General features: G+C 71.1%; 1 protein-coding gene. It reads right to left on the bottom strand.

The genetic code is table 11. The annotated features are described in order from the left end of the window. Positions 1-111: 111 nt before the first annotated feature. A complete protein-coding gene (locus tag AC07AB_RS25815) occupies positions 112-654 on the bottom strand; it encodes a DUF4232 domain-containing protein (protein WP_478571079.1) in 543 nt (180 codons plus the stop codon). Between the last annotated feature and the right edge of the window lie 403 nt (positions 655-1057).

Raw genomic sequence — 1057 nt, 5'->3', positions numbered from 1 at the left:
CCCCCCCCCCCCCCCCCCCCCCCCCCCCCCCCCCCCCCCCCCCCCCCCCCCCCCCCCCCCCCCCCCCCCCCCCCCCCCCCCCCCCCCCCCCCCCTGGGCCTGGTGCGCCCGTCAGCCGGCCGTCGGCGGAGTCGCGGACAGGCTCGTCACATTGAGGGTGCCGTTGTCGACGATCTTGTCGAAGGCGAGCGTCCGGTGCTCCGTGGCGGCGGGCGGGGTGACCTCCAGGTACTTGGCGTGCACCGCGTCGGCGCCGGTGTGGGTCCAGACCAGGTCGGCCCAGGCGGAGGCGCCGCTCTTGAGATTGACCGTCTTCTTGCCCGGGTCCTGGGCGAAGTAGGTCGAGCCCCAGTTCACGTCGGTCGCCGCCTTGGCGTGCCCGGCCTTCTCCAGGCCGAGGCCCGGGTAGCCGCGCAGCGCACAGGTCTTGCCGGTGGTGTTCTTGAACCGCAGGTACGTGCCCTCGTGGTTCATGCCGCTCTGCGAACCGTTGGCGTCGTTGTGGTCCAGCGTGATCCGCAGGCCCGAGACGGCGCAGGTCGGGGTGGCCGTCGCGGTGGTCGCCCCGGCAGCTTGGGCGGTGCCCGCCGCTATGCCCCCGGCGAGCAGGGCCGCGGCGGCGGCAGCGGTGGCGGCGGTCGTCATGCGGCGCATGATCCGGCTCCTTCCAAGGCCCGGCGTCTGTCTGCCGGAGCCAATGATTTCGGTTTCATCACCCTACATATTTATGCAGCGTACATCGAACTTGAATTCTCCTAACGGACGTATCCCACAAGGCACTTGAGGGATCAACCACCACCTTTCGCCCCGTCTGTCTCCCATCCGGGTGACCTTGACGGACCGTCATATACCAAGGGGACGCGAGGGGCGTTCACGCCGGATTCCTACCGGAGGCGCCATAGGCGACGGGGGTGTCGGTGGGGCAGCCACGGCGGCCGACCGCCCGCCGGGCCGGGCGGGCCCCACGGGTACCGTGTATCCCCACCCGTCCATCGATCCCTCCGGAAAGGTTGCGGCACGAGCTTGAGATGCGGTAGATGGACCCTCGTAGCGAACC

This window comes from Streptomyces sp. NPDC044033, assembly GCF_056434425.1.
The sequence above is the reverse complement of the archived record's forward strand: the minus strand, read 5'-3'. Positions and strand labels throughout refer to the sequence as shown.